This is a genomic window from Streptomyces thermocarboxydus, assembly GCF_024760485.1.
Taxonomy (GTDB): domain Bacteria; phylum Actinomycetota; class Actinomycetes; order Streptomycetales; family Streptomycetaceae; genus Streptomyces; species Streptomyces cellulosae.
Map to the genome: position 1 here is coordinate 6,199,142 of NZ_CP058273.1, position 21,344 is coordinate 6,220,485.

The following is a 21,344-nucleotide window of genomic DNA, read 5'->3' on the forward strand; positions in this document are numbered from 1 at the left end:
CCTTACCTGATCGAACACTGCTTCACATCCAACGGCTTGCTCACCCCCGCCGGCCTGCTGCACAGCACCTCCGCCTTCGACAGCCCCTCCGGTGTCCTGCGGACGCGGGCGAGGACGACGCTGTGGCCGTGGCGTTCGCCGTACAGCGGTGCGTCGGTGAAGTCGATCGTGCCGGTGGCCATGCCCTCCAGCTTGACGACCCTGAGGTTGACCCAGGTCGCCGCGCGGCTCTGGCGCACGTCGCCGAGGCTCGCCGCCCAGTACAGCGCGCGGGTCGCGTCGTGGGCGAGGGCCGTCTGGCCGCTGGCGAAGCCGGGGGCGTCGTAGGTCGCCTCGCCCGGCCCGAGCCAGGGGAGGTACTGGGCCGCGTCCTGGTAGAAGGCGGTCCCGGACGCCGCCTCCCGCAGTTCCGCCAGCGCCGCGTGGTACAGCGTGATCCGCGGGGCCACGCCGTCCCGGCCGCCCGTGCCGGAGAACTTGGCCTTGCTCAGGTCGTCCCCGGTGAGGATCGATATCTCGCGGTTCGCGCAGCCCGGTTCGACCCCCAGCTGGGTCATCAGCGGGCCGATGTCCTCGACGCGTCCCGCGAAGTAGATGACCGACGGGACGTCCTCACCCCGGCAGATGCTCTCCGCGTGCAGCCGCAGTTCGGGCTTGCCGTTCGCCACCCGGTAGGTCCGTGAGGGCAGCAGCCGGAAGCCCCTGTTACGCAGCATCTCCCCGCCGTAGTACGCCTGTTCGCTGGTGTAGCGGTCCTGCGATGCCTTGGTGTCGCGGGCCAGGACGAGCGCGTACGGGGCCTCGCCCTTCCCGCGGAGCTGCTGCGCGACCAGACCGAGCGCCTCCGCCTGGTGCTCGTCGGGGGCCGCGAGGCTGAACCAGTTGGAGAAGTCCTTCGGCAGATACGTCGCCGAGTTGGTGCCGGAGACGATGGGCAGGCCAGCCTCCTGTAGCCGCCGCGTCACGTCAGGGCTGCTCTGCAGGTCGCGGCCGAAGCCGACGACACCGACGACCGTCGGATCGTGCTCGGCGTACCGCGCGATCGCATCGGCGGTGAAGCGCTGGTGACCCATGTCCGCGCCGCCGTTGGCGAGCAACACGCGTAGCTTGACGCGGTAGTTCTCGTTCACGACACGCTGGGCGAGATACACGCCGGCCAGCTCCTCCGCGCCCTTGACCAGGGACGGGTCCACCGCGGCCGAGCTCAGCGGGCCCGCGTACACCACGGTGACGTAGGCGCGCGGATTCTCGCGCAGCACCTTGGCGTTCTCGTCGTGCACCAGCTTCTCCAGCTCGCGCAGCCGCCCGCCCTCCGAGTCGGACCCGCCCTTGAGGTGGGAGCCGAACCGTACGTCACCCGTCGATATGCCGACGCACTCCGTGCCGCCGCCCGGCGCGGGGCGCAGCTCGGTGTCTCGGTCGGCGGTCAGCAGACCCGCCGAGCAGTACGTGCGGTGCAGGTCGCGGGCGTGCACGACGCCGACGGTGGCGGCCAGCACGAGGACCAGCGCGAGGCTGTACGCCGACCACACGACCCGGGCCACGGGCGGCCGGTGCCGCGCCCGCACGCACCGCCAGTCCGCCTGCCGCAGCTGGACCAGCTCCTCGCGCGGGAGCGCTATGCGCAGCACCCAGGGCAGGGCGTTGGTGCGGCTCGGTGACTGGTCGGCGCGCAGGTTCCCGGCCCACTCGTCGTACCAGTGCCGCAGGCGTTGCTGCAGACGGGCAGGGCGGGAGAGCAGCTGAGAACGGGAGTTGGCGCCGTCCGGAGGTGTTCCGGTGTCGGTGCCCCGGTCGAGCAGCGGGGCGTCGTCCGCCGCCACCCCGGCGACGATCAGCAGGGGGTCCAGTTCGCTGCGCCGGCTGCGGACGTCGCTGACCGCCCTGATCAGCTCGATGCCGCCGTTCTCGCGGCTCACCCGGCGCAGTATCAGCACCGGCGGCCGGGTCCGCTTGAGGCCGCGCAGGTCCCAGCTGGCGCGGCGGTGGTTGTCCCGCAGGTCCTCGAAGAGCGCCAGCACGTACAGCTGGAGGGGGAAGACGCCGCCCTCCCGCATGGCCTCGGCGACGTCGTAGGCGCGGGCGGCGATCGCGCGCCAGGAGTGGACGGGCCGCAGCAGCCGCACGCTGGTCGACTGCCGGCGCGCCGCGGACTGGAGGAACGTCGTGGTCAGGAACCAGCGGCTCTCCCTGCGCAACCACAGGAAGAGGGGCGCGCGCCCGGGCACACGGTTCAGCGCGGCCAGCAGGATCATCAGACCGATGCCGGCGAGGACGGCGACGTACCACTCGGGGCGGGTCAGCAGCGAGGTGAGCGCGCCCAGGACGCCGGCGGGCAGGAACTGCTGCACGTCGTTGAGCAGCGCCTGCCGGTTGCGGGGCGCGGTCCTGCGGGGACGCCAGCGCTGCCGGGCGAGGATGCGGAGCAGCTGGGTCTGGGCCTGTTCGCGCTGGGCGTTGCCGTCCGGGGTGCCCGCCGGGGCGGTCGGCCAGTGCTCGTCCATCTCCGGGTCGTCGGTGGCGTCCTGGAGGGCGCGGACCAGTCCGAGACGGGGGAAGGAGTAGGGGCGGTAGGCGGCGGAACGGTCGCCTCACTTCCGGCTGTCACCCAGGTCGCGCAGAAGCCGTACGGCCTGGGCGGTGGGGTCCGGGTCCGCGTCGTCCTGCGGCGGCTCGGTGGGGGCGACGGCCAGGCGCGTACCGTGACTCTGCTGCCCTTCGCGCAGCTCGTCGACCAGCTCCGTCACACGGTCGTCGTCCTCGGCGTCCTCCGCGTGCAGCACGATCACCGGCATCGGGGGGTCGCCCGCGCGGAAGTCCTGGATCAGCGACTCCAGTTGCCGCTGGACGTCGATCCCCGCCCCCGTCGACATGCCCTGGTGGCCTCCCGGACAGTCCTGCGGGAACATCTGGTCCCGGCCGAGCATGGACACCCCCCGTTGTCGTACGACACACGTGTCACAAGCGCTCAGCGAGAATAACGCTTGCCTGTGACAACGGGTGGTGCCGAAAGTTGGATTTCCTGCGGACGCGGGGCGGTGGCTCAACACGCTTGTGTGTACCGGAGTTCGGTCGTCAGATGCGCGGCGTGCCGCCCCGTACCGCAGCCCAGGTCGAGGACCCGCAGGCCCTCCAGGTCACCGAGGACCTCGTCGCCCGGCCCGTCCAGGCCGGGGCCCCCAGGTGATCCGGTCCACGTCCGGCAAGGGCGTGCCGCGCTTCAAGTGGTGCTGCTCGTAGGCGTCCCACGCGGGAACGCGTCTGCTGTTCGATGTGCGACACGGCTGCTCCTGTCCCGAGAGCGCCCCAACAGGAGAAGGTTCACGCGGGGGTTGGTGATGTCGGGATGACCACGCACCGGGTTCAACGCGCCGAAACGCATGTCGAACCCACGTGTTTCGGTCGCGTCGGCAGCCGTGAAGTGAAGCGTGCCGCAGCGGGGGGCTTGGATGACACCGGCGCCGGGGCTCGTAGCCTTCTGATCATGGCCGACATCTACGAACTCCAGCTCACCCTCGACCTTCCGGGCGCGCTCCCGCCGCAGGACCTCGCTCTGCTTCGATGGCATCTGGGGGAGGAGGGCGGCCGGCAGGACGACGGTTACGCGTACCCGCTGTGGGGCGGCCGCGGGCCGGCGATGCGGATCGGGGGCGCGCTGGTCGGGGAGTTGTGCTCCGACGGGCCGCAGTGGGCGCTGACCGTGCGGCAGGAGACCCATCCCGACGAGTTCGACGACCTGCGCAGGATGGTGATGTGGCTCGGCGCGCGTACGACGACCGTGGGTACCGTCGGGTACCTCCGCTTCTACGAGTCCCATGTGCCCGATGTGCTCGTCGCGGAGGCGGGGACCGTCCGCAGCACGGCCCTGCGAGTGGAGAAGGTCATCGAGTCGGCGACCGAGGTGATTCCCGACCCCTACGCGTGAATCGGGAGGCCGTCGGTCGCCGGCCGCGTCGGTCTACTCCGGGGGCGTGGGGGTCTCCGAGGTGCGGTACATCGCCTGGACGTCCAGCTCCAGTTGCACGGTCGGACCGACGACGGCGATGCCGCGGGCCAGCATCGAGCGCCAGTTGAGGGTGAAGTCCTCGCGGTGCAGCTCCGTCTTCGCCAGGGCCGCGCAGCGCAGCTCCTGTTCGTAACCGCCGTTCACCATGCCGAGGTACGTCGTGTCCAGCCCCACGGAGCGGCTGGTGCCGTGCATGGTGAGCGTGCCGTTCAGCGTCCACTTCGATCCGCCCCGGTAGACGAACCGGGTGCTGACGAAATCGATGTGCGGGTAGCGCTCGACATCGAGGAAGTCGGCGGAACGCAGGTGGTTGTCACGGGTCCTGTTGCCCGTGGTGATGCTGGCGGCGTCGATGCGCACCGACACCTGCGAGTCACGCATGTCCGGGGCCACGCGGATACCGCCGGTGAAGCGGGTGAAGCGTCCGTGCACGTGGGCCATGCCGACGTGCTTGGCGATGAAGCGGATCGCGGTGTGCGGCGGGTCGAACATCCAGGTGCCGGGTGACGGCAGTTCCAGCTGGCGTGCGGGCAGCAGCGCGACATGTGCCGGGGGGAGGGCGGTGTCCGCGGCTATGTCGACGTCGCTGCGGGCCGGCGTGAGACCCTCGCCCGTGACCATCACGCTGTAGGAGCCGGGCGGGAGCACCGCCATGAACAGGCCGTACGGATCGGTGGTGCCGCGGGCGGCGACCCGGTGACTGTCCGAGGCGGTCACCGTGACCTCGGCACCGCCCAAGGGCTGTCCCATGGGATCGACGACCTCGCAACTGTACGCGCCGGCGCCGGCCGGCAGGGGCAGTGCCGCACCCGGTGCGGTCTTGCGGCCGCTGCCCGAACGTCGACGCCGGAGCAGTCCGAGGGCCATACGATTCACCTTTCCTCCTGCGTGGCACCGCGACGGGACGTGCACCGACGGATGCGTTCACGGTCGCCGGACAGCGGCAGGTCACAGTTGCAAGCGCGATGAAGTCAACTATTGAACGATCATAGACAGGTAGAGCCGGGCGGTCTGTCATCGAGGTGGCGCGTGAAGTGACTCGTCCATGCGTCGCCGTCGGGCTGAATCCCCGTCATTCCGGCCGTCGACGGGGTGTGGCGCTTCCGCGAACGTCTTGCTTTGCTGCGGTGCTGTGGTGAACGCCACGTGGTCGCGTGAAGTCTTCACACGTGGCCCGCGGTCCCGTCACGCGACCCACACGGCGCGCTGGCCGTCCCTTCACGCCGGCCCGTGCACCGGCCTCCTCCGCCCTCAGGGACGGCCCGTCCCGGCCCGGCGCTAGCCCGGCCGAGTCACCCCGACCACCCGGACGCGGCGGTGGCCGTGCGAGCCGTGGCCGTCGGCCGCACGATGGGCCGTGCTGCCGGCCGGCGGCCCGAGCCGGCACCGGTCGGATGCTAAGGAGGCGCCCGCCATGGGTGAGCTGTACATCGACGGGGACTGGACGACCGCCGCCGGCGGAGGGCGGCGTGAGGTGATCAATCCGTTCGACGCCTCCGTCATCACCACCGTCGACGAGGCCGACGCCTCCGACGTGGACAAGGCCGTGCGGGCCGCCCGTCGTGCCTTCGCCGAGGAGGACTGGGCGAACGCGCCCACCCGGCGCCGTGCCGACCTGCTGATGCGGGTGCACGACCTGCTGCTGCGGGACATCGACGAGATCGCCCGCACCGAGACCCTCGACACCGGAAAGACGCTTGCCGAGGGCCGCTTCGACGTCGAGGACGTCGCCAACGCCTTCCGCTACTACGCCGAACTGGCCGGCAAGGACGGCGGACGCGTCGTCGACGTCGGGCCCGACGTGCTCAGCCGCGTCGTCTACCAGCCGGTCGGAGTCTGTGCGCTCATCGCGCCGTGGAACTACCCGCTGCTGCAGGCATCGTGGAAGGTCGCGCCCGCGCTGGCGGCCGGCAACACCATCGTCCTCAAGCCCAGCGAGATCACCCCGCTCACCACCATCGCCCTGTTCCGGCTGATCGAGGAGGCCGGCGCCCCGCGGGGCGTCGCCAACCTCGTCCTCGGCTCCGGCGCGACCGTCGGCGCCGCCATGACCTCCCACCCCGAGGTCGACCTGGTGTCCTTCACCGGCGGCCTGGCCACCGGGCGCGCCATCATGGCCGCCGCGGCCGAGGGGCCGAAGAACATCGCCCTGGAACTCGGCGGCAAGAACCCCAACATCGTCTTCGCGGACGCCGACTTCGACGCCGCCGTCGACTACGCGCTCGACGCGGCCTTCCTGCACGCCGGCCAGGTCTGCTCCGCCGGGTCACGCCTGCTCGTGGAGGAGTCCCTCCACGACCGGTTCGTCGAGGCCTTCGCCGAGCGCGCCCGGCAGATCCGCCTCGGCAACGGTCTTGAGGAGGGCACCGAGAGCGGCCCGCTCAGCTCCGCCCAGCACCGGGAGAAGGTCGAGAGCTACATCGCCCTCGGCAAGGAGGAGGGAGCCCGGCTCGTCACCGGCGGCACCCGCCCCGACGACCCCGCCCTGAGCCGCGGCTACTTCCTGCTGCCGACGATCTTCGCCGACTGCGACCGTTCCATGCGCATCGTGCAGGAGGAGGTGTTCGGGCCGGTCGTCACCGTCGAACGGTTCCGCACCGAGGACGAGGCCGTGGAACTCGCCAACGACACCCGTTACGGACTGGCCGGCGGCGTCTGGACCAGCGAGGCCAGCCGCGCCCAGCGCGTCGCGCAGCGGCTGCGGCACGGCACCGTCTGGATCAACGACTTCCACCCCTATGTGCCGCAGGCCGAATGGGGCGGCTTCGGACGCTCCGGCGTCGGGCGCGAGCTCGGGCCCACGGGCCTGCGCGAGTACCAGGAGGCCAAGCACATCTACCAGAACCTCACCCCGGGACCCTCCGGCTGGTTCAAGGGCGAGAGCAGCGGCAATTGACCCACCCTGCTTGACCGCCCCTGACCCAACCAGCCCCGCACCCCACGGTTCCGAAGAAAGGCAGCCCATGGCCTCCACCACCCCTCACGGCGCGGAGTCGGACTACGACTACGTCATCGTCGGCGGCGGCACCGCCGGCTGTGTGCTCGCCGCCCGCCTCAGCGAGGACCCCGACTGCCGCGTCTGCGTCATCGAGGGCGGACCCAGCGACGTCGGTGACGACCGCATCCTGCGCCTGCGCAACTGGATCAACCTGCTCGGCTCCGAGTTCGACTACGGCTACACCACCGTCGAACAGCCGCGCGGCAACTCGCACATCCTGCACTCACGGGCCCGCGTCCTCGGCGGCTGCTCCTCCCACAACACCCTGATCAGCTTCCTGCCGCTGCCGCAGGACCTCGACGACTGGGTGGCCGCCGGCTGCACCGGCTGGGACCCGGGCACCATCCTCCCGTACCGCGACCGGCTGCAGACCAACATCGTGCCGGTGGCGGAGGCCGACCGTAACCCGATCGCCAAGGACTTCGTCACCGCCGCCGCCCGCGCCACCGGCGTCCCCGTCGTCGACGACTTCAACGCCGAGCCCTTCGCCGACGGCACCGGCTTCTTCTCCCTCGCCTACGAGCCGGAAGGCAACAAGCGCTCTTCCGCCTCCGTGGCGTACCTGCACCCGGTCCTCGACCGCCCCAACCTCACGCTCAAGCTGGAGACCTGGGCGCACCGGCTGCTCACCGACGAGACGGGCCGGCTCACCCGGGTCGCGGTGCGCGGCGCCGACGGCGAGCCCGCCACCGTACGAGCGAGTCGTGAACTGCTGCTGTGCGCCGGGGCGATCGACACCCCGCGGCTGCTGATGCTGTCCGGCATCGGACCGGCCGACGACCTGCGGCGCCTCGGCATCGACGTGCACATCGACCTGCCCGGCGTGGGCGAGAACCTGCTGGACCACCCCGAGTCGGTGATCGTCTGGGAGACCCGCGGCCCGCTGCCGCCCAACTCCGCGATGGACTCCGACGCCGGTCTGTTCCTGCGCATGGACAAGAACCAGCCGCGGCCCGACCTGATGTTCCACTTCTACCAGGTGCCGTTCACCGTCAACACCGAACGGCTGGGCTACCCGGTCCCCGAGCACGGGGTGTGCATGACGCCGAACGTGCCCCGCGCCCGTTCCATCGGCCGTATGTGGCTGCGCAGTTCCGATCCGTCCGAGAAACCCGCTCTGGACTTCCGGTACTTCACCGATCCCGAGGGCCACGACGAACGCACCGTCGTCGAGGGGCTCAAGGTGGCCCGTGAGGTCGCCGCGACCGATCCGCTCAAGGACTGGCTGGTCCGCGAGGTGGCGCCCGGCCCGAACGTCACGTCGGACGCCGACCTGTCGGAGTACGGCCGCCGCGTCGCCCACACCGTCTACCACCCGGCGGGCACCTGCCGGATGGGCGGAGCCGACGACCCGATGGCCGTGTGCGACCCGGAGATGCGGCTGCGCGGCGCCGAGGGCGTACGGGTCGTCGACGCCTCGGTGTTCCCGACGATGCCCACCATCAACCCCATGGTGACGGTGCTGCTCGCCGCCGAACGCGCCGCCGACCTCGTCCTCGGGCGCCCCGGTCCGGCCGGGCGGTGACGCGGTGACGGTTCCTCGGTCCGCCGCGACGAGGACCGACGCCCGCGGCGGGAGTGCCGTCGTGGCGTCGGGGCCGCGGGGTACACGCGCCCCGGTGGCCGGGAACCGTCCGGGCGCCCCTGCCGCGGACCGGACATCCGGCGTGGCGGCCGGCAGCCGAGGCCGAGAAGGAGAGCGACGTGTCGAACGCAGGTGAGAAGGGCTCCAGAACACCGGAGGAACTGCCGTCCGACGACGAGACGGCCGGCCAGGTGCGCCTCAAGCCCGTCGTCTTCTTCGGGTCGGCGATCTTCGTCCTGGCGATCTCCCTCTGGGCGATCATCACGCCGTCCGGCGCCGAGGACACCATCGGTGTCGTCGTCAGCAAGATCTCCCACTGGTTCGGCTGGTACTACTTCCTCGCGGCCACCCTGTACCTGCTGTTCGTCATCTTCATCGCCGCGTCCAAGTACGGCGCCATCAAGCTCGGACCCAAGCACGCCAAGCCCGACTACGGCCTGTTCACCTGGGGGTCGATGCTGTTCGCGGCGGGCATCGGCATCGACCTGATGTTCTTCTCGGTGTCGGGCCCGGTCAGTCACTACCTCGCGCCTCCCGAGGGCGACCCGGAGACCCTGGCGGCCGCCCGGCAGGCGGTCGTCTGGACGCTGTTCCACTACGGCATCACCGGCTGGGGCATGTACGCCCTGATGGGCATGGCGCTCGGCTACTTCTCCTTCCGGTACAAGCTGCCGCTCGCCATCCGCTCCGCGCTGTACCCGATCATCGGACGCCGCATCCACGGCCGGATCGGCGACACCGTCGACCTCGCCGCCATCATCGGCACCGTCTTCGGCATCGGCGTCACCCTCGGCATCGGCGTCGTGCAGCTCAACTACGGCCTCAAGGCGCTCTTCGGCATCCCTGAGGGACTGACCGCGCAGATCGCGCTCATCGTCATCGCGGTGGGCATGGCCACCATCTCCGCCGTGTCCGGCGTCGACAAGGGCATCCGCCGGCTGTCGCAGCTCAACATCCTGCTCGCCGCCCTGCTGATGCTTTACATCCTCGTTGTCGGCGAGCCGTTCCGGCTGCTCAACGCCATCGTCCAGAACGTCGGCGACTACGTCAGCGGCTTCCCGTCGATGACCCTGAACACCTTCGCCTACGACCAGCCCACCGAGTGGCTCGACACGTGGACGCTGTTCTTCTGGGCCTGGTGGGTCGCCTGGGCGCCGTTCGTCGGACTGTTCCTGGCACGCATCTCCCGCGGCCGCACCCTGCGCGAGTTCGTCGCGGCGACGCTGGTCATCCCGTTCCTCTTCACCGGGCTCTTCCTGGCCATCTTCGGCAACAGCGCCCTGTTCCTGGTGCGCGACGGCGACACCGAGTTCGGCGAGACCGCCATGAACGTCCCCGAGCAGGGCTTCTACACCTTGCTCGAGCACTTCCCCGGCTTCATGTTCAGCGCCGGACTCGCCACCTTCGTCGGTCTCCTGCTGTACGTCACCTCCGCCGACTCCGGCGCCCTGGTGATGGGCAACCTCAGCGCCGACCTGCCCACCCCGATGACGGACGCGCCGACCTATCTGCGCATCTTCTGGGCGGTGGCGACCGGCCTGCTCACTCTCGCGATGCTCATCGTCGGCGGTGTGCAGGCACTCACCAACGCCACCATCATCATGGGCCTGCCGTTCTCCTTCGTGATGTTCCTGATCATGGCGGGGCTCTTCCTCGCGCTGAGAACCGAACGGATGAAGGTCGAGGCGCGGGTCACCACGCTGCCCGGCTCGCTCTCCGGGCGCACGGTGCAGCAAGGTCCGCACGTCGCGCCGAACTGGCGGCACCGGCTGGCGCGCGCGATGTCGTTCCCCGGTCGGAGGGCCGCGGAACGGTTCGTGGACCACACGGCCCGGCCCGCCTTCGAGGAGGTGGTGCACGAACTGCGGCAGCAGGGCGCCGAGGCGGAGATGCTGGAGGGAACCGTCGAGGAGAACGGCCTCACCCACGTCGGTCTGCGTGTCCCGGTCGGCGAGGGCGACGTGTTCCTCTACGAGGTGTGGCCCGTCGAGCGCCCCACCCCCGCGTTCGCCACCCGGTCGGTCGAGGGGCGCGACACCTACGTGCGGTTCGAGGTCCGCCTCGCCGAGGGCAACCAGGACTACGACGTCATGGGCTACACCAAGGAGCAGCTCATCGCTGACGCCCTCGACCAGTACGAGCGGTACCTGGAGTTCCTGCGGGTACGCCACGACGCGTCCACCCGCTCCAGCCTCCCCGACCACCGGCCGGACGCACCGGACGCGCATCTGCCGGAGGAGTGAGCCGGGCAACCTCCCTGGTGTGACGCGACGTTCCGTACGGCCGCCCGTCCTCCTCAGCCGGTGACGGGCGGCAGTTCCGCCTGCCGGGTGAGACGGGTGAGGTCCGGGTCGCCGAACTCCTCGCGCAGCGCCTGGAAGGCGGTCACCTTCTCCTCGCCGAACCGGCGGACGTGGGCGGCGTAGGCGTCCGGGGTGAGGAACCGGTCGGGGTGCGACTTGGAGTGGAACTTGTCCGCATACATCACCAGCCGCTCCTCCGGCGTCTCCGCCAGGTAGTCGGCGGGCGGGAGGGGGAGGTTCTGGCGCTCGACGTCCTCCCGGGTCAGTCCGACACCGGTGTGGTGCGAGCAGAAGCGGCAGAGGGCGTCGGGGTAGCCCTCGCTCTCCAGGAGTTCCTGGCCGAGCACGCCGTGCCGGATGTAGTTCTTGTGGTCCAGCCGTCCCTCGTCGTCGTAGAGGCGGTAGACGCCGATGTCGTGCAGCAGGCAGCCGGCCCGGACCAGTCCGGCGTCGAGGTGGGCGAGGCGCGGTGACGCCAGCAGCTGCTCGGCGACGCTCCGGACGAGCTCGCAGTGGCGGTGGACGGAGGCGAACGCCTCGGCCGTCGGCGCGTGCTTCTCGTGCAGCGCCCGGATCTCTTCTGGTCCCGGAATCCTCACCCGGGGAGCGTAACAACCGCAGGTGGGAGGGGGAGGGCAGTTCACGGGCAGGTGGGGGGACTGCCGGGCAGGTGAGGCGGAGGAGTTCCCGCCTCCGGTGTTTTCACGCGATCCGGTGATCACGGGCGAAGCGGGCACTTGGCTGCCGGGCGGGCCGTTCGACGGGGTGACGGGGGCGGTCGTCGCTCCCGGGAGGCACCGACGACGGGGGAGACACCATGAGCCTGCAGTTCCTGCGGAACGCCGACGGCACGGTCACCGGACGCAACGACGCCAACGGCTTCACCGTGACGCACACCGACGAGGAGGAGGTGACGCGGCAGCTCTACGAGGACGCGGGATGGGAGTACACGCCCCCGCCGCCCCCGGTCCCGCCGGGACACCACCGCTTCCTGCTGGTGCACGAGGAGGACGACGAGGACTGCGGCTTCGGGGACGAGCGGTACGCGGGGCTGCGGGAGAGACCGCCCGAGGGGTGTGTGCCCACGGACCACGGGCTGTTCGCCCTGCGCTGCGAGCGCCCGGGGAAGACGCTGCTGGACGCCGTCGCCCGCACGGTCGCGGAGATCCGCCGCGACCACGGAGTGGTGATGAACGGTCTGCGGGCCGACGGGAGACCGGGGGAGTGGACCGACTCGGGGTGCGGCGACGGTGACGCGGCCGCCGCTCTGGCGCACCTGGTGCTCACGGCCGCCCACCGGTCGAGACGGCTCGGGTACGGGCGGAAGGAGCTGGTGCGGCTGCTGGACGCCACGGGAGTCGAATAGCAGGGCGGCTCGCGTGCCGGCCGGGGGACGTCAGCTCGCCACCAGTTCCCGCCGCGCCCGCAGCTCGACCGTCACCGGAATCGCCTGCGTCACCCGGTGCGTGCGGAACAGCCACAGCACGTCACGGCCGAACGACCACACCAGCAGGCCGAGGGCCAGCGCCACGACGCCGACGTTCACCACGTGGGGGAGGTACGCGGAGGCCGCCACCAGCAGCAGCACGCCCTGGAGCGCCGCGACCGTCTTGCGGGCCGTGCTCGGCGGGAGCGGCGCGGTCAGCCACGGCCACACCCGGGCGGCGGCGACGAACACATAGCGCATGGCGCCGATCAGCAGCACCCAGGGGCCCATCGCCATCGCCACGTACACGCTGAGCACCAGGATCAGGAACGCGTCGACCTCCATGTCGAAGCGGGCGCCCAGCGGGGTCGAGGTGCCGGTCCTGCGGGCGACCTTGCCGTCGACGCCGTCGAGGATCAGGGCCACGGCCGTCAGACCGACGAACAGAGAGACAGGAGGTGAGTCCTGGAACGAGTCCGCGACCAGAGCGGTCACCCCGCCCACGAGGGTGGCCCGGCCGAGGGTGACCCGGTTCGCCGGACCGAAGGTGCGCGACCCCGCCCGGTGCAGGGCCCGGGACAGCACCGCCCAGGTGGCGATCGCGAACGCGAGGCCCGTGACCCAGCCCGCGGGGCCCATGCCGATCGCGGTACCGATCAGGGCCAGCAGCAGGATCTGCACGCCCGCTCCCACAGCGGTCTCCTGCTGGACGAGCCTCGCGTCGTACGTGTTGTTCAGGGCCACCGAACACCCTCCGGCCGTGTGACAGAGTCGATCAACGCCGCTACCTTGTGCGCGGCCTGTGCACCACTCCGTACGCGCGCAGGTTCCCGATCGTTCAGGAGGACTTCGATGAACCGCGCCGCACGTGCGTTCTGGCTCGACTCACCTGGCCGGGGGGAGATCCGTGAGGCGGACCTGCCGGAGCCGGGACCGGACGAGGTCGTGGTGCGCGCCCTGTACTCGGGGGTCAGCCGGGGCACGGAGACGCTCGTGTTCCGCGGCGGGGTGCCGGAGAGCCAGCACACCGCGATGCGGGCGCCGTTCCAGGAGGGCGACTTCCCGGGGCCGGTGAAGTACGGCTACCTGAGTGTCGGCGTGGTGGAGGAGGGGCCTGAGTCGCTCACCGGACGGACGGTGTTCTGCCTGTACCCGCATCAGACGCGGTACGTGGTGCCGGCGGCGGCCGTGACGCCGGTGCCCGAGTCGGTGCCGGCCGGGCGGGCGGTGCTCGCCGGCACGGTGGAGACCGCCGTCAACGCCCTCTGGGATGCGGCGCCCCTGGTGGGCGACCGGATCGCCGTGGTCGGCGGTGGCATGGTCGGCTGCTCGGTGGCCGCGCTGCTGGCCCGCTTCCCCGGAGTGCGCGTCCAGCTCGTCGACGCCGACCCGGCGCGGGCGAAGACGGCCGAGGCCCTGGGCGTGGGCTTCGCCCTGCCCGCGGACGCCGACGGGGAGTGCGACCTGGTGGTGCACGCCAGCGCCACCGAACAGGGGCTCGCCCGCGCGCTGGAGCTGCTGCGGCCCGAGGGCACGGTGGTGGAGCTCAGCTGGTACGGCGACCGGAGAGTGGGCGTGCCGCTGGGCGAGGCGTTCCACTCACGGCGGCTCACCCTCCGCGGCAGCCAGGTCGGCACGGTCTCCCCGGCCCGCGCGCACCGCGGTTACGGGGACCGCCTCGCCCTCGCTCTCGACCTGCTCGCCGACCCCGCCCTCGACGCCCTCGTCACCGGCGAGTCGCCCTTCGAGGAACTGCCCGACGTCATGCCCCGGCTCGCCTCCGGCGACATCCCCGCCCTGTGCCACCGGGTGCGGTACGACGACCCCGCAGCGGGCGCACACGCCTGACCTGAGAAAAGACACGACAGACGCTGAACGCGGGAAGGAAGCCAGCCGTACTACTCGACATCCCCGCCTCTCAGACCGGCGGGGAACAGACGCGCCGCACCTGGAGGGTCGTCCGTTGTTCAGCATCACCGTCCGCGATCACATCATGATCGCCCACAGCTTCCGCGGCGAGGTCTTCGGACCGGCCCAGCGCCTGCACGGGGCCACGTTCCTCGTGGACGCCACCTTCCGGCGCGAACAGCTGGACGAGGACAACATCGTCGTCGACATCGGCCTGGCCACGCAGGAACTCGGGGCCGTCGTGGGAGAGCTGAACTACCGCAACCTCGACAACGAGCCGGACTTCGCCGGGGTGAACACCTCCACCGAGTACCTGGCCAAGGTCATCGCCGACCGGCTCGCCGAGCGCATCCACAAGGGCGCGCTCGGGGAGGGAGCCAAGGGCATCGCGAAGATCGCGGTCACCCTGCACGAGTCGCACATCGCCTGGGCGAGTTACGAGCGTGCGCTGTGACCGACACGACCATCGGCATGACCGGGACGACGACCGACACGACGCTCGACATGGCGACCGGGACGGCAGGCCGCAACGGCGCCGGGCGCCTGGACTACGTGCCCGTGCAGGCGTCCTTCCGGAGGAACGGCGGGATCATCCCCATGTCTCTGCGCTCCGTGCACTTCGTGATGCCGGGCGGGGTCGACGACCGGTCCGCGCCGAGCGGCGGCAACGCCTACGACCGGCGCGTGTGCCTGGACCTGCCCGGCTTCGGCTGGCAGGCGCACCGGCACCCGGTCGCCGGTGACTGGCCCCGCCCCGACGCGGCCGCCCGCGACGAACTCGCCCGCACCCTGCGGGAACTGCCCGACGGCGCGGTCGTCCTGCTCGACGGGCTGGTCGCCTGCGGGGTGCCGGAGGTCATCGTGCCGGAGGCGGAGGAGGGGCGCCTGCACATGGTGGTGCTCGTCCATCTGCCGCTCGGCGACGAGACCGGCCTCGACGCTGCCGTCGCCGCCGAACTGGACGCCCGCGAGCGGGAGGTGCTGCGCGCGGTGCCCGCAGTGGTCGCCACCAGCGACTGGGCGGTGCGCCGGCTCGTCTCCCACCACGGGCTCGCCCCCGAGCGGGTCCATGTCGCCGCCCCCGGCGCCGACATCGCGCCCCTCGCCCCGGGCACCGACGGCGTCTCGCACCTGGTGTGCGTCGCCGCGGTCACCCCGCGCAAGGGCCAGCACCGGCTGGTGGAGGCGCTGGCGACGGTGACCGACCTGCCGTGGACCTGCTCCCTGGTCGGCGGCCTCGGACACGACCCCGAGTACGTCGCCCATCTCCGCGGCCTCGTCCGCGAGCATGGCCTGGAGGACCGGCTGGAGCTGACCGGCCCGAAGTCCGGCGCCGAACTCGACGCCGCGTACGCCGCCGCCGACCTGATGGTCCTCACCTCCTACGCCGAGACCTACGGCATGGCCGTCACCGAGGCCCTCGCGCGCGGCATCCCGGTGCTGGCGACCGACGTCGGCGGGCTGCCCGAGGCCGTCGGCCGCGCCCCTGACGGCGGGGTGCCCGGCATCCTCGTGCCGCCGGAGAACCCGGCCGCGATCGCCGCCGAACTGCGCGGCTGGTTCGGCGAGGCCGACGTACGGCGGCGGCTGAAGGCGGCCGCCCGCGGCCGGCGCGCCGCGCTCGGCGGGTGGGCCGGCACCGCACAGAGCCTCGCGGGAGTCCTGCGCCGGCTCCCCACCGCGTCCGGGAGGGCGGCATGACACGACCGACCACCACTCAGCCCGCCGCCGCGATCCCGGCCCAGCCCGGACCCCGGGACGTCACCGGCGCGGCGACCGCGACCCCAGGAGGCGGCATGGCAGCCACCGGTTCCACGGACGGCGCGACGGTCATCCCCGGGGCGGGACCCGCCGGGCCCCGCCCCGGCGAGCGGGCCACCGTGCGGCTGCGGGACACCGGCGACGAGGAGCCGCCCCGCTACGCGCCCGAGTGGCTCCAGCTGCGCGAGCCGGTCGACGCCGCCGCCCGCTCCCACGACCTGCTGGACCCGCTCCGGATCCGGCTCGCCAACCGGCCCGGACGAGTCGGCAGCGGTCTCGTCGTGCACGACATCGGCTGCGGCACCGGCTCCATGGGCCGCTGGCTGGCGCCCCGTCTGGACGGCACCCAGCACTGGGTACTGCACGACCGCGACCCCTATCTGCTGCACTTCGCCGCCGTCGCCTCCCCGCGCTCCGCCGCCGACGGCAGCCATGTCACCGTCGAGACCCGGCGCGGCGACGTCGCCCGGCTCACCCCGGACGCGCTGGCCGGCGCCTCCCTCGTGACGGCGTCCGCCCTGCTCGACGTCCTCACCCGCGAGGAGGTCGGCACGCTGGCCGCCGCCTGCGCCGGGGCCGGCTGCCCCGCGCTGCTCACCCTGTCGGTGGCCGGACGCGTGGAGCTGACGGAGCCTCACCCGCTGGACACGGAGATCACCGAGGCGTTCAACGCCCACCAGCGCCGCGGCGGCCTCCTCGGCCCGGAGGCGGTCACGGCCGCCGCCGAGGCGTTCACCGAGCACGGCGCGACCGTACGGCTCAACCCCAGCCCATGGCGGCTCGGCCCGGAGGAGGCCGCGCTCACCGAGCAGTGGCTGCGCGGCTGGGTCGGCGCGGCGGTGGAGGAGCGGCCGGAGCTGGCCGAACGCGCCGGCGCCTATCTCGCCGAGCGGCTCCAAGCCTGCGCGGCGGGGAAGTTGCGGGTCACCGTGCACCACACCGACCTGCTCGCCCTGTGCCGCCCGGTGGACGGCGGCGCATGAGCACGCACACGGGGGAGACGGCCGAGGCGGAGGCCCCGGAGGCAGGACCGTCCGCGGCCGGGGGCGGCGGCGTCCGCCGTCTGCTCGGGCGGCTGGGCAGTCCCGCCGTGCGCACCCGCCTCGGCATGCTCGCCGGTGTCGTCATCCTCGCCGTGCTGTTCTGGCGGCTCGGCACCGGCGCCTTCGTGGACGGGGTGCGGCGCATCGACGCGGCCACGCTGGCCGCCGCCCTCGGCATCGGGCTGGTGACCACCGTGTTCAGCGCCTGGCGCTGGGCGCTGGTGGCGCGCGGCATCGGCATCAGGCTGCCGTTCGGCGCGGCCGTGGCGGACTACTACCGCGCACTGTTCCTCAACGCGGCGCTGCCCGGCGGTGTGTTGGGCGATGTGCACCGGGCCGTGCGGCACGGGCAGGGCGCCGGCGACCTCGGGCGGGGCGTACGGGCGGTGGTGCTGGAGCGGACCGCCGGGCAGCTCGCGCTGTTCGCCGCCGGGGGAGTCGTCCTCATCGCCATGCCGTCCCCGGTCCGCGACCAGGTGCGGGCGGCCGCTCCACTGGCCGGGCTCGCACTGCTGGGCGCCTGCGCGGTGGTGCTGGCCCTCCGCATGAACCGGGTGCCGTCCGGGCGGAAGCCCCGCGCGGTGCGCGGGATGCTCGGCGAGTCACGGCAGGCGCTGTTCTCGCGGGCCACCGCACCGGGCGTCCTCGTGTCGTCCGTGGTCGTACTGGCCGGGTACGTGGCCATGTTCGTCCTCGCCGCGGACGTCGCCGGGGCCGGGGCGTCGGTCGCGGAGCTGCTGCCGCTCGCTCTGCTGGCGCTGCTCGCGATGAGCCTGCCGCTGAACGTGGGCGGCTGGGGGCCCCGGGAGGGCGTCGCAGCCTGGGCGTTCGGCGCGGCGGGGCTCGGCGCGGGACGGGGGCTGATGGTCGCCGTGGTGTACGGGGTGCTCAGCCTGGCGGCCGGCCTGCCGGGCGCGGTGGTGCTGGTGGCCCGGTGGTACGCCGCCACCCGGAACCGCCGGGCCTCCGGCCCCGGGCAGCTCCCTGAGGAGACGCGCCCGGTGGAAGAAGCGCGCCCCCGCCCGCTCGCCCCGAGCACCCCGGCCCCGGTCGTCCGGATTCCCGCTCAGCTGTCGGAGGTCAGAAGCGAGAAATACGCGCCGAAGGAATCCGCGAGGCTCGCGAGAAGTTCCCTGCCTTTTTCCGCGGTGCCCAGCGAAGGCCGGCCGATGACGCCGGAATCCGTATAGGCGGACATTCCGGTGGTGAGCAGATGACGCCGGTCGTCCGAAACGTGGTCGGACGTCTCGTAACCGGGACGGAGAACCTCGGGAGAAGTGTGCAGAAGAATGGACGTCTCGATTTCGCCCGCGTGCATGTCCGTCAGCAGCGACGTGACGACCCCGGCGTGTTCCCGCGCCGCCTCCCAGTCCTCCGGGGCCGGGAAGAGCGCCATCCGCTCACCGCGCGCGGACGCCTCCTGGACGACGTTGCCCAGCACGTAGTTGCCGCCGTGCCCGTTGACCAGCACCAGCGTGTCGACGCCCGAGCGCCGCAACGAGTCGGCGATGTCCCGCACCACGGCGTGCAGGGTCACGGCGGAGATGGACACCGTGCCCGGCCAGGCCGCGTGCTCGTGCGAGCAGGAGATGGTCACCGGAGGAAGGAGGTGCACGGGGTAGGAGCCGGCGACCGCCCGTGCGATCGCGCAGGCGACCAGGGTGTCCGTCGCCAGCGGCAGGAAGGGACCGTGCTGTTCATGACTTCCGACCGGAAGTACCGCGATCTGACGTGAGACGCCGGCTCCCCGCGTCCGTACATCCTCTGTAGTATCCGCCGGCAACAGACCGTGCACCGGGCCGTATGCCGCCGACCGCTCGTGTGAACCACCCATATCCGTCACGGCCTTTCGTCTCTGCTTAGGAACTCGAGAATCATGACAGAAAAAATAGGCGTACTCGGCAAGCAGCCTCAGCGGCGGACCGGTGTGGAACGCGTCGTGAATGCGCCGCTGCCCACCGTGTACGGAAAGTTCCAGGCGATCGGATACCTGGACCATGACCGCGGTGACGAACAAGTGGCCCTCGTCCACGGTGACCTGGGATCGGACCGGGTGCTGACCCGGCTGCACTCGGAGTGCCTCACCGGCGACGCCTTCGGCTCCCAGCACTGCGAGTGCGGTGACCAGCTGGCGGCGGCGCTGCGCGCGGTCGTCGCCGAAGGGGCGGGCGTCGTCGTCTACTTGAGGGGCCACGAGGGCCGCGGCATCGGTCTGCTCGCCAAGCTGCGCGCGATGGCGCTGCAGGCGGAGGGCCTGGACACCGTGGAGGCGAACCTGGCGCTCGGACTGCCGGTCGACGCCCGTGACTACGCCGTGGCCGCCGGGATGCTGAAGGACCTGGGCGTGCGGTCGGTGCGGCTGATGTCCAACAACCCGCGTAAACGTGAGGCGTTGGTCCGGCACGGCGTGGAGGTCGACGAGCAGGTGCCGCTGCTGATCGAGCCGTGCGAGAGCAACATCACCTATCTGCGCACCAAGCGGGAGCGGCTCGACCACCACCTTCCGCACCTGGACGCGGTGGGGCACCTGTCCTGACGCCCCGCCGGCCGGAGCAGCCGTCGCCGTGCGGAGGTCAGTCGGCGAGTGCCTCGTGCACCAGCCGTTTGAGGTCGCGGTAGACGGCGTGGGAGGACCTGGGCCGCACCTGCGTGTAGAACTGCACGGTCAGGTCGCGGCCGGGGTCGACCCAGAAGGTGGTGGTGGCCACCCCGCTCCAGCCGTAGGCGCCGAGGCCGGACGGCTCGCGGGTGCGTGACGGGTCGACGACCACGGAGACGCCGAGGCCGAACCCGACGCCCTCGTTGCCGGGGTCGTCGTGCGGGGGGACGCCGGCGGTGCGCAGATCGGCGCCGCCGGGCAGGTGGTTGCGGGTCATCAGGGCGACCGTCTCCGGGCGGAGCAGCCGGGTGCCGTCGAGTTCGCCCCGCCGGCGCAGCAGTTCCATGAAGCGGTGCATGTCGTGCGCGGACGCCACCATGCCGCCGCTGCCGGACAGGAAGCGGGGGCGGCCCCGCAACGGCAGCCCGGCGATCGGCTCGATGCCCCCGTCGTCCGTAGCGCCGTACAGTTCGGCCAGCCGCTCCGCCTGCGCGTCGGTCACCTCGAACCCGGCGTCCCGCATGCCGAGCGGCCGGAACACACGCTCGGCGAGGTAGGTGTCGAGGGGGAGCCCGGAGACGACCTCGATGATGCGGCCGAGCACGTTCGTGGCGACCGAGTAGTTCCAGTGCGTGCCCGGGTCGAACCGCAGCGGCAGGCTCGCGTACACGTCCGTCGTCCCGGCGAGGTCGGTGCCGGGCGCCACCGACGAGTCCAGCCCCGCCGCGCGGTACAGCGCGTCGACCGGATGGGCGTGGTAGAAGGCGAACGTCAGCCCGGCGGTGTGTGTCATCAGATGCCGCACCAGCAGCGGTCCGTCCGCCGGGCGGGTGCGCACCTGGTCGCCCGAGCCGTCCACGTAGACGCGCGGCTCGGCGAACGCCGGCAGGTGGCGGCCCACCTCGTCGTCCAGGGACAGCAGCCCGTCCTCCACCAGCATCAGCGCGCCCACGGTGGTGACCGGCTTGGTCATGGAGTAGATCCGCCACAGGGTGTCGCTCTCCACCGGCAGGCCGGCCGCGAGATCCCGCGCCCCGTACGCCGTCAGGTGCGCGACGCGCCCCTCGCGGGCGAGCGCGACCAGGAACCCGGGCATCTCCCCGCCGTCGACCCGGCGGGCCAGCTCCCGGTCGAGCCGCTCCAGCGCGTCCGGGTCCAGCCCCGCCTCGCCGGGATCGGCCTCCTGCCGCAGCACCGCCATCGCACACCTCCGGGGAACGCCGGCCCGGTGCGGGCCGTTGATCGAAGCATGACCCAGGACGCAGAACAGAACGCACTGCTCGCACTGCTCTCCGAGGGGCACGGCGGAGTGCTCGTCACGATCAAACGCGACGGACGGCCCCAGCTGTCCAACGTCATGCACGCCTATTACCCCGACGAGCGGGTCATCCGCGTCTCCCTCACCGACGACCGGGCGAAGACCCGCAACCTGCGGCGCGACCCCCGCGCGTCGTACCACGTGACCACCCCGGACCGCTGGGCGTACACGGTCGCGGAGGGCACCGCCGAGCTGACGCCGGTCGCCGGGCAGCCGTACGACGAGACGGTGGAGGAGCTGATCCGGCTCTACCGGGACATCAACGGGGAGCACGAGGACTGGGAGGAGTACCGGGCGGCGATGGTCCGCGACCGGCGGCTGGTGCTGCGCCTGCATGTCGACCGGGCGTACGGCATCCCTCGCCGGGGCGCCGGAGCCTGATCAAGGGCCCCGGCGC

The 21,344-nt window shown here is 72.1% G+C and carries 16 protein-coding genes and 2 pseudogenes; 12 read left to right on the top strand and 6 right to left on the bottom strand.

From position 1 onward, the window contains the following. Positions 1–2: 2 nt before the first annotated feature. Positions 3–2,873: pseudogene (locus AY578_RS28285) on the bottom strand (ABC transporter substrate-binding protein). A 611-nt stretch (positions 2,874–3,484) separates the two neighbouring features. On the opposite strand from AY578_RS28285, the gene AY578_RS28290 reads away from it, so the two are divergent. Further along, positions 3,485–3,925, top strand: coding sequence for a hypothetical protein (locus AY578_RS28290; protein ID WP_258906021.1), 441 nt, complete (start codon positions 3,485–3,487; stop codon positions 3,923–3,925). 33 nt (positions 3,926–3,958) lie between these two features. Here the strand turns inward: AY578_RS28290 and AY578_RS28295 are convergent, their stop codons facing one another. Beyond that, positions 3,959–4,873 carry a YceI family protein gene (locus AY578_RS28295; RefSeq protein WP_028961370.1) on the bottom strand — a complete coding sequence of 305 codons (915 nt, stop codon included), beginning with the start codon at positions 4,871–4,873 and terminating at the stop codon, positions 3,959–3,961. Between the two features lie 547 nt (positions 4,874–5,420). Between AY578_RS28295 and AY578_RS28300 the strand changes: the two genes are divergently transcribed. The 3 genes from AY578_RS28300 to betT all read left to right on the top strand — a co-directional run bounded on the left by AY578_RS28300 (position 5,421) and on the right by betT (position 10,832). Beyond that, positions 5,421–6,902 (top strand): aldehyde dehydrogenase family protein, encoded by a 1,482-nt coding sequence (locus AY578_RS28300; protein WP_019527386.1) that lies wholly within the window; start codon positions 5,421–5,423, stop codon positions 6,900–6,902. A gap of 67 nt (positions 6,903–6,969) precedes the next feature. Further along, positions 6,970–8,529 (top strand): GMC family oxidoreductase, encoded by a 1,560-nt coding sequence (locus AY578_RS28305; protein WP_028961369.1) that lies wholly within the window; start codon positions 6,970–6,972, stop codon positions 8,527–8,529. A gap of 179 nt (positions 8,530–8,708) precedes the next feature. Continuing rightward, positions 8,709–10,832 (top strand): choline BCCT transporter BetT, encoded by a 2,124-nt coding sequence (gene betT, locus AY578_RS28310; protein ID WP_276607598.1) that lies wholly within the window; start codon positions 8,709–8,711, stop codon positions 10,830–10,832. Between the two features lie 53 nt (positions 10,833–10,885). Here betT and AY578_RS28315 read toward each other — a convergent pair whose 3' ends face one another. Continuing rightward, positions 10,886–11,491 (bottom strand): HD domain-containing protein, encoded by a 606-nt coding sequence (locus AY578_RS28315; RefSeq protein WP_019527383.1) that lies wholly within the window; start codon positions 11,489–11,491, stop codon positions 10,886–10,888. A gap of 218 nt (positions 11,492–11,709) precedes the next feature. Between AY578_RS28315 and AY578_RS28320 the strand changes: the two genes are divergently transcribed. Beyond that, positions 11,710–12,258, top strand: a complete 549-nt coding sequence (locus tag AY578_RS28320) for a hypothetical protein (protein WP_136239335.1) — start codon at positions 11,710–11,712, stop codon at positions 12,256–12,258. 30 nt (positions 12,259–12,288) lie between these two features. On the opposite strand, the gene AY578_RS28325 is transcribed toward AY578_RS28320, so the two are convergent. After that, positions 12,289–13,062 carry a CDP-alcohol phosphatidyltransferase family protein gene (locus AY578_RS28325; protein ID WP_136239336.1) on the bottom strand — a complete coding sequence of 258 codons (774 nt, stop codon included), beginning with the start codon at positions 13,060–13,062 and terminating at the stop codon, positions 12,289–12,291. 108 nt (positions 13,063–13,170) lie between these two features. Between AY578_RS28325 and AY578_RS28330 the strand changes: the two genes are divergently transcribed. From AY578_RS28330 to AY578_RS33930, 5 genes and pseudogenes are all read left to right on the top strand, one after another. After that, positions 13,171–14,166 (top strand): zinc-dependent alcohol dehydrogenase, encoded by a 996-nt coding sequence (locus tag AY578_RS28330; protein WP_258906023.1) that lies wholly within the window; start codon positions 13,171–13,173, stop codon positions 14,164–14,166. Between the two features lie 115 nt (positions 14,167–14,281). Continuing rightward, entirely contained in the window at positions 14,282–14,680 is a 399-nt protein-coding gene (locus AY578_RS28335) for a 6-pyruvoyl trahydropterin synthase family protein (RefSeq protein ID WP_028961366.1), read from the top strand. A gap of 50 nt (positions 14,681–14,730) precedes the next feature. Beyond that, on the top strand, positions 14,731–15,927 hold the full coding sequence (locus AY578_RS28340) for a glycosyltransferase family 4 protein (protein ID WP_161107308.1): 1,197 nt from the start codon (positions 14,731–14,733) through the stop codon (positions 15,925–15,927). Continuing rightward, positions 15,924–16,970 (top strand): class I SAM-dependent methyltransferase, encoded by a 1,047-nt coding sequence (locus tag AY578_RS28345; protein ID WP_258906024.1) that lies wholly within the window; start codon positions 15,924–15,926, stop codon positions 16,968–16,970. The genes AY578_RS28340 and AY578_RS28345 overlap by 4 nt, the downstream gene beginning before the upstream one ends. A gap of 125 nt (positions 16,971–17,095) precedes the next feature. After that, positions 17,096–17,869, top strand: a pseudogene (locus tag AY578_RS33930) (lysylphosphatidylglycerol synthase transmembrane domain-containing protein); the annotation flags it as partial. Between the two features lie 227 nt (positions 17,870–18,096). Here the strand turns inward: AY578_RS33930 and AY578_RS28355 are convergent. Further along, positions 18,097–18,864, bottom strand: coding sequence for a creatininase family protein (locus AY578_RS28355; RefSeq protein WP_078504690.1), 768 nt, complete (start codon positions 18,862–18,864; stop codon positions 18,097–18,099). A 42-nt stretch (positions 18,865–18,906) separates the two neighbouring features. Between AY578_RS28355 and ribA the strand changes: the two genes are divergently transcribed. Continuing rightward, the gene (ribA, locus tag AY578_RS28360; RefSeq protein WP_028961364.1) at positions 18,907–19,566 is read left to right on the top strand and encodes a GTP cyclohydrolase II; all 660 of its coding nucleotides are present in this window, start codon (positions 18,907–18,909) and stop codon (positions 19,564–19,566) included. 37 nt (positions 19,567–19,603) lie between these two features. Here the strand turns inward: ribA and AY578_RS28365 are convergent, their stop codons facing one another. Next, the gene (locus AY578_RS28365; protein WP_019527372.1) at positions 19,604–20,830 is read right to left on the bottom strand and encodes a serine hydrolase domain-containing protein; all 1,227 of its coding nucleotides are present in this window, start codon (positions 20,828–20,830) and stop codon (positions 19,604–19,606) included. 48 nt (positions 20,831–20,878) lie between these two features. Here AY578_RS28365 and AY578_RS28370 point away from each other — a divergent pair, with 48 nt between their 5' ends. Then, complete coding sequence (locus AY578_RS28370) at positions 20,879–21,328, top strand: PPOX class F420-dependent oxidoreductase (protein ID WP_019527371.1); 450 nt, start codon at positions 20,879–20,881, stop codon at positions 21,326–21,328. Positions 21,329–21,344 lie beyond the last annotated feature (16 nt).